General features: G+C 72.1%; 5 protein-coding genes. 1 reads left to right on the top strand and 4 read right to left on the bottom strand.

The genetic code is table 11. The features are described 5' to 3' along the window. Positions 1–340: 340 nt before the first annotated feature. Both ACX9GQ_RS22745 and ACX9GQ_RS22740 read right to left on the bottom strand, forming a co-directional pair. Entirely contained in the window at positions 341–1,453 is a 1,113-nt protein-coding gene (locus ACX9GQ_RS22745) for an S-(hydroxymethyl)glutathione dehydrogenase/class III alcohol dehydrogenase (protein ID WP_459631894.1), read from the bottom strand. A gap of 102 nt (positions 1,454–1,555) precedes the next feature. Next, the gene (locus ACX9GQ_RS22740; RefSeq protein WP_459631893.1) at positions 1,556–1,984 is read right to left on the bottom strand and encodes a VOC family protein; all 429 of its coding nucleotides are present in this window, start codon (positions 1,982–1,984) and stop codon (positions 1,556–1,558) included. A 184-nt stretch (positions 1,985–2,168) separates the two neighbouring features. Between ACX9GQ_RS22740 and ACX9GQ_RS22735 the strand changes: the two genes are divergently transcribed. Then, entirely contained in the window at positions 2,169–4,775 is a 2,607-nt protein-coding gene (locus tag ACX9GQ_RS22735; RefSeq protein ID WP_459631892.1) for a trypsin-like peptidase domain-containing protein, read from the top strand. Positions 4,776–4,787: 12 nt separating this feature from the next. Here the strand turns inward: ACX9GQ_RS22735 and leuD are convergent, their stop codons facing one another. Then, the gene (gene leuD, locus ACX9GQ_RS22730) at positions 4,788–5,393 is read right to left on the bottom strand and encodes a 3-isopropylmalate dehydratase small subunit (RefSeq protein WP_459631891.1); all 606 of its coding nucleotides are present in this window, start codon (positions 5,391–5,393) and stop codon (positions 4,788–4,790) included. After that, positions 5,390–6,796: a 3-isopropylmalate dehydratase large subunit gene (gene leuC / locus ACX9GQ_RS22725; RefSeq protein WP_459631890.1), complete on the bottom strand. Its 1,407-nt coding sequence runs from the start codon at positions 6,794–6,796 to the stop codon at positions 5,390–5,392. The genes leuD and leuC overlap by 4 nt, the downstream gene beginning before the upstream one ends. Between the last annotated feature and the right edge of the window lie 2 nt (positions 6,797–6,798).

The raw sequence follows: 6,798 nt of genomic DNA, 5'->3' as shown, positions 1-6,798 counted from the left end.
GCGCGTCAACGACAATGATCCTCTGTTGAGGACAGCGATCCTGTGGATGCTTGGTCGGGGAGGCCCTCATCCCCCTCCGCTTCGCTCCGGGACCTTCTCCCCGCAGGCGGGGAGAAGGGGGCGCCCTTCCGGCGGAAGACCGAGCCCGGTCCCGACGTGGTTCACGCGCGCCGCAGCTTCCTTCTCCCCGCTCGCGGGGAGAAGGTGGCCCGCAGGGCCGGATGAGGGGCGGCACCCCGCAGGGCCGGATGAGGGGCGGCACCCCGCAGGGCCGGATGAGGGGCCTGGCCAGCAAGCGATGGTGAAGGGAAGGGCGGCCTCGCCGCTTTCCGCCCGTCCCTCAGTACACCACCACCGAGCGGATCGACTTGCCCTCGTGCATGAGGTCGAAGGCGGTGTTGATCTCGTCGAGCGGCATGGTGTGGGTGATCAGGTCGTCGATGTTGATCTTCCCCTCCATGTACCAGTCGACGATCTTCGGCACGTCCGTGCGGCCCCTGGCGCCGCCGAAGGCCGAGCCCTTCCAGACGCGGCCCGTGACGAGCTGGAAGGGGCGGGTGGCGATCTCCTGGCCCGAGGGCGCGACGCCGATGATGATCGACTCGCCCCAACCGCGGTGGCAGCACTCCAGTGCTTGCCGCATCGTCGTCGTGTTGCCGATGCACTCGAAGGAAAAGTCGGCGCCGCCGCCGGTGAGGTCGACGATGGCCTGCACCACCTTGTCCCGGCCGACCTCGTCGGGGTTGACGAAGTGGGTCATGCCGAAGCGCCGCGCCATCTCCGCCTTGGCGGGGTTGAGGTCGACGCCGACGATCCTGTCCGCGCCCACCATGCGCGCGGCCTGGATGACGTTGAGGCCGATGCCGCCGAGGCCGAACACCGCGACGTTGGCGCCCGGCCACACCTTCGCGGTGTAGATGACCGCGCCGACGCCCGTCGTGACGCCGCAGCCGATGTAGCAGATCTTGTCGAACGGGGCGTCCTCGCGGACCTTCGCGACGGCGATCTCGGGCAGCACGGTGAAGTTCGAGAAGGTCGAGCAGCCCATGTAGTGGAACACCTCGCCGCCCTCGCAGGAGAAGCGCGACGTGCCGTCCGGCATCAGGCCCTGGCCCTGCGTCGTCCGGATGGACGTGCACAGGTTGGAGCGGCGCGACAGACAGGTTTTGCAGGTGCGGCACTCGGGCGTGTAGAGCGGGATCACGTGGTCCCCCGGCTTCACCGTGGTGACGCCAGCGCCCACCTCGCGCACGATGCCAGCGCCCTCGTGGCCGAGGATGGCCGGGAACTTGCCCTCCGAATCGAGGCCGGAGAGCGTGTAGGCGTCGGTGTGGCACACGCCCGTCGCCATGATCTCGACGAGCACCTCGCCGGGCTTCGGGCCTCCGATCTCGACGGTCTCGATGGTGAGCGGCTTGTTGGCGGCCCAGGCGACGGCGGCACGTGACTTCATGGCGGAAAGGCTCCCGTTCGGCAGGAGCGGGAGCCTTCCAGATTTCGCGGCCGCGCGCCAGCCTCGCGCCGGAAGGCACCGGCACGCGGGACGCGCATGGCGTCAGGCGGCCTCCGGCATCGGTTCCAGCGCCGCCGGCTCGGGCGCGGCGACGTGCACGAGCTCCCAGATGTGGCCTTCGGGGTCGACGAACCCGTGCTGGTACATGAACCCGTAGTCCCGGGCCTCCAGCGGCGCGGTGGCGCCGGCGGCGACGGCGCGCTTCACGAGGTCGTCCACTGCCTCCCGGCTGTCGCGGGACAGGCAGACGATCGCCTCCGTGGCCTTGGTGGCGTCGCAGACCGGCTTGGGCGTGAAGCCCTGGAAGAAGGTCTCCTCCAGCAGCATCACGTAGATCGTCTCGCTGACGACCATGCAGCCGGCCTTGTCGTTGGTGAAGCGCGGCTCGAACGCGAAGCCGAGCTCGCGGAAGAAGGCCATCGACTTCGCGAGGTCCTTCACCGGCAGGTTGACGAAGATCTGTGTCGCCAAGGCGCACCTCCATGGGCTTGGCGCCACCGAGGGCGGCGCAGGGGAAACAACGCCCGCAGGCGAGCCCGCGATCCCGGCGAGCGTGAGGCGAAGGCGTGTTCAGGGTCTGGCAACCCCGTCGGCAGGTGCGGCTTCAACGCGGCGGCCGGCTGTGGTGTGGTGGAAACCGGGTGGGAATTCGGCCATGTCGTGGCGTACCGTCGTCTCCGTCGCGATCGCAGCGGCGTGCCTTCCGGGCGCCGGCCTCGCCGCGCCGTCCCTTCAGCTCGGGGGATCGGAGCGGTGGGTGGTCCTCGCCGCGCGCCAGGCGCTGGACGAGGCCACCGACCTTGCCCGCCGCTACGGGCGGGAGGTGGACGGCCTGCGCGTCGTGCGATCGGCCAACGGCTGGTTCGCGGTGGTGCTGGGCCCGATGCCGGTCAACAGCGTCGCGGCGGCGCAGGCCCGGCTGGACAAGCGCCTGTGGCTTCCATCGGACGCGTATCTGTCCCGGGGCGAGAAGTTCGTCGAGACGGTCTACGAGGCGCCTCTGTCGCCTGTGCGCGCCTTCGCGGCCTACGAGGGCAAGGCGCCGGTCACGGTGACATGGGGCGACGTGCAGCTGACCCTCGAAGCCGCCGGCGGCAAGGAGGGGCGCGTGCCCACGCTCGTGGGGCGCACCGGCGGGCGGACCGTGTTCTCGACGCGGCTCGAGGACGCCGCCCGCGAGACGCCCAACGGCGAGGCGCGTCTCGTGCGGCTCGATCCGCGGACGCCGTCGCCGCAGATCGTCTTCTCGGCCCACTGGGGCGGAGCTCATTGCTGCACCGTCACCCACGTCCTCACGCCGCTGGCGCCGGGCCAGTGGCACGTCGTGGAGGCGGAGACGCTCGACGGCAGCGGCTACGCCTTCGAGGACATCGACGGCGACGGCGCCGCCGAACTGGTGAGCGTCGACAACAGCTTCCTCTACGCCTTCGACAGCTATGCCGGCTCGTTCGCTCCCGCCCGCGTTCACCGGCTGGAGGGCGCGACGCTGCGCGACGTGAGCGACGACCCGCGGATGCGCGCCTTCATGAGGACGGACCTGGCCCGCATGGAGGCGGCGGCCCGCGCCGACACCGCCCTGTGGCGCTCCAACGGCTTCCTCGCCGGCTGGGTCGCCGCCAAGGCCCGGGTCGGTGAAGGCGACGCGGCGTGGGCCCGCATGCTCGAGAGCTACGACCGCAACTCCGATTTTCCCACCACCGAGTGCACGCTGCCGCTCGCCCTCGACAAGTGCCCGAAGGACCGGCAGCGAACCGTGCCGTTCCCCGAGGCGCTGCGGGCGCACCTGCTGAAGAACGGCTACCCCGCGCCCGGCGGGGGCGAGATCGTCGTCAGGCCCCGCGCCGCCGAGGTTGCGCCCTCGGTTGTCGGGGCGACGCCCGTCGGCGCCTCATACCAGGACGCCGAGGCGGCGTTCCTGCGCCTGCCGGAGGCGTCCCGCTATGACCTGCAGATGATGATGATCGCCGCCGGTCATTGGCCCGCGGTGAGCACCGACACGTTCAGCCGCCGCCTGCACGAGGCGATCCAGAAGGCGCAGGCGGACGCGGGACTGCCGCCGAGCGGCGTGCCTGACGCGGCGTTCGTCTCCGCCATGCGCGCCGCGGCGGCTCCGCAGCTCACGCGATGGGGTCTTGCGGCCGTGCCGCATCCCGCCGCAGGCGGCCTGCGCCTTTGGGTCCCGCGCGGGCTCGGCCTGACGCAGACGGCCACGCGAAACGGCATGGAGTTTGCGACGTCGCCGCGGACGCTGCGCGTCAACTACGGCTTCTATCCCGGCCTCACCGTGAAGGCCGCCTACGACGCCGCCCTGTCGGCGCTGCAGGCGCCCACCGTCATCCAGTACAAGGTCCAGCGGCCGGACTTCTTCGCGATATCCTCGGCCAAGGGAGAGGTCGGCTCCTACGCCCGCTACCACGCCGTGCGCGGCGGTCTCCTCGGTTTCACCCTCGACTGGGCGAACGACGACGCGGTCCGGGGCGACCGTCTCTCGACGCTGATGTCCGACCTCTTCCGCGCCGAAACCATGGGCATGGACCGCCGGCCGCCCGTTCCTGCGCCGGCCATGGTCGCGTCGCTGCCGCCGTCCGCGGCGGCGGCTCCGCCATCCACCCCCGCGCCCGCGCCGCAGGTGTCGCGGCGTTCCACGGGGACGGCCTTCTTCGTGACGGGCGAGGGCCACGCCCTCACCAACCACCACGTCGTCGACGGCTGCACCATGATCACGGTCTCGCTCGGCACCGAGGGACCGCGCCCCGCGCGTGTCGTGGCGCGCGACACGACCAACGACCTCGCGGTGCTGAAGGTGGACACGCGGCCCGCCGCCATCGCGCCGCTGCGGTCGGGCATCCGGCTCGGCGACGGCGTCGCGGTGTTCGGCTTCCCGCTGACCGGGCTGCTCACGACGAGCGGCAACTTCACGCTCGGCAACGTGACCGCGCTCGCCGGCATCCGCGACGACAGCCGCATGCTGCAGATCTCGGCGCCGGTCCAGCCCGGCAACAGCGGCGGCCCGCTGCTCGACGAGACGGGCGCCGTCGTCGGCGTCGTCGTCGCCAAGCTCAACGCCCTGAAGCTCGCCGCGGCGACCGACGACCTCGCGCAGAACGTCAACTTCGCGATCAAGGGCAGCGTCGCGCAGGCCTTCGCCGAGAGCCAGGGCCTGCGGCTCGACACGGCGGCACCCGACCGGCCCGCGCTGAAGCCGGCCGACCTCGCCGAGCGCGCCAAGGCCTTCACCGGCCTCGTCGACTGCGCGAAGTAGTCCTCCGGACCGTCAGCCGGGTCGGCGTGGCGTCGCCCACGGGCGCGCCGTCGCGTCGGCGGCGACGAAGCGGGCGATGGCGTCGGCGTTCGAGCGCGTCAGGTCGATGTCGTCCCAGCCGTTGAGCAACTGCGTGCGCCAGACCGGCTCGATGGCGAAGTCGAAAGAGCGGTTGCCGCGGCGGATGGTCTGGCTCTCCAGGTCGACGGTGATCTCCCCGCCCTCCGCCAGAAGCGCCAGCAGTTCCTCGGCGTCGGCCTCCGAGACCCGGGCCGGCAGCACGCCGTTCTTGACGCAGTTGGAGGCGAAGATGTCGCCGAAGCTCGGCGCCACGATGCAGCGGAAGCCGAAGTCGGCCAGCGCGTAGACCGCCGCCTCCCGCGACGAGCCGCAGCCGAAGTTGCGCCGCGCCACCAGCACCTGCGCGCCGGCGTAATTCGGGTCGTCGAGCACCTGAGCGGCATGGCCCGCCGTCGCCCGCAGGTCGTTGAGCAGCACGGGCCCGTAGCCCTCGGCGCGCGAGCGGCGCATGAAGCGCGCCGGGATGATCTGGTCCGTGTCGACATTGGCCAGCGGCAGCGGCACGGCGGGGGCGGTGACGAGGGTGAGGGGGGTCATGGCTGGCGTCCCTGCAGCAGCGGCCGCACGTCCGTGAGGCGGCCCGTGACGGCGGCGGCGGCGACCATCGCCGGCGACATCAGGTGCGTGCGGGCGCCGGGGCCCTGCCGCCCCTTGAAGTTGCGGTTCGTCGTCGAGGCGCAGCGCTCGCCGGGGCCGGCGATGTCGCCGTTCATCCCGACGCACATCGAGCAGCCCGACTCGACCCATTCGAGCCCGGCTTCGCGAAAGATGCGGTCGAGCCCCTCCTGCTCCGCCTGCTGCTTCACCGCGGCCGACCCCGGCGACACGAGGCCGGGGACTGCGGCGCGCCGGCCGGCGAGCACCGCGGCGGCCGCGCGCAGGTCCTCGATGCGGCTGTTCGTGCACGAGCCGATGAAGACGCGGTCGATGCGGATGGCGTCGAGCCGCTGCCCGGGTTCGAGGCCCATGTAGGCGAGCGCGTCCTGCCACGCCGCGGCGCGGCCCTCGTCCCCGGCCGCCGCCGGATCGGGCACCGACGCGTCGATGGGAAGCGCCTGCTCGGGGCTCGTGCCCCATGTCACCGTCGGCGCGATGTCGCGGCCCGCCAGCACGACCTCGCGGTCGAAGGCGGCGTCGGTGTCCGTCGCCAGGCGGCGCCAGTCCTCGACGGCGCGGTCGAAGTCCGCGCCCTGTGGCGCGTACGGCCGCCCGCGCAGCCAGGAGAACGTCGTCTCGTCCGGGGCCACCAGCCCGAGCCGGCCCCCGGCCTCGATGGAGAGGTTGCACAGCGTCAGCCGGCCCTCCATCGACAGGGCGCGGATGGCGGACCCGGCATACTCGATGGCATGGCCCGCCGCGCCGTCGGCACCGATCCGGGCGATGATGCTGAGCGCGATGTCCTTGGCCGTCGAACCCGGCGGCAGGGCGCCGTCGACGGTGATTCGCATCCGCTTGGGCCGCTTCTGCCACACGGTCTGCGTCATCAGCACGTGCGCCACCTCGGAGGCGCCGATGCCGAAGGCGTAGGCCCCGAGCGCGCCGTGGGTGGAGGTGTGGCTGTCGCCGCAGACGACGAGCAGGCCCGGCAGCGTGATGCCCTGCGCCGGCATGGTGACGTGCACGATGCCCTGGCGCGGGTCGTCGAGCCCGAACAGCGGGATTCCGTGGGCGGCGGTGTTGTCGACCAGCTGGTCGACCATGTCGCGGATTTCGGGCGTCAGCGCCGTGCGGTCGCGCGTCGGCACGTAGTGGTCGGCGACGCCGAAGGTGAGGTCCGGCCGCTCGACCCGGGCCCCGCGGGCCTTGAGCTGGTCGAAGGCGAGGAACGAGCCCTCGTGCAGCAGGTGGCGGTCCACCCACAGCAGCGTCTGGCCGTCCTCCCGCGTGGTCACGGCGTGGGAATCCCAGATCTTGTCGATGATGGTGCGCGGCTCGCTCATCC

It is taken from the genome of Alsobacter sp. R-9, from assembly GCF_054612375.1.
This window is presented reverse-complemented; position numbering and strand designations above follow the sequence as displayed.

Bases quoted from the DNA above. Each gene is read 5' to 3' on its own strand.
- ACX9GQ_RS22745 (WP_459631894.1), bottom strand. From the start codon at position 1,453: ATGAAGTCACGTGCCGCCGTCGCCTGGGCCGCCAACAAGCCGCTCACC.
- ACX9GQ_RS22735 (WP_459631892.1), top strand. From the start codon at position 2,169: ATGTCGTGGCGTACCGTCGTCTCCGTCGCGATCGCAGCGGCGTGCCTT.
- leuD (WP_459631891.1), bottom strand. From the start codon at position 5,393: ATGACCCCCCTCACCCTCGTCACCGCCCCCGCCGTGCCGCTGCCGCTG.
- leuC (WP_459631890.1), bottom strand. From the start codon at position 6,796: ATGAGCGAGCCGCGCACCATCATCGACAAGATCTGGGATTCCCACGCC.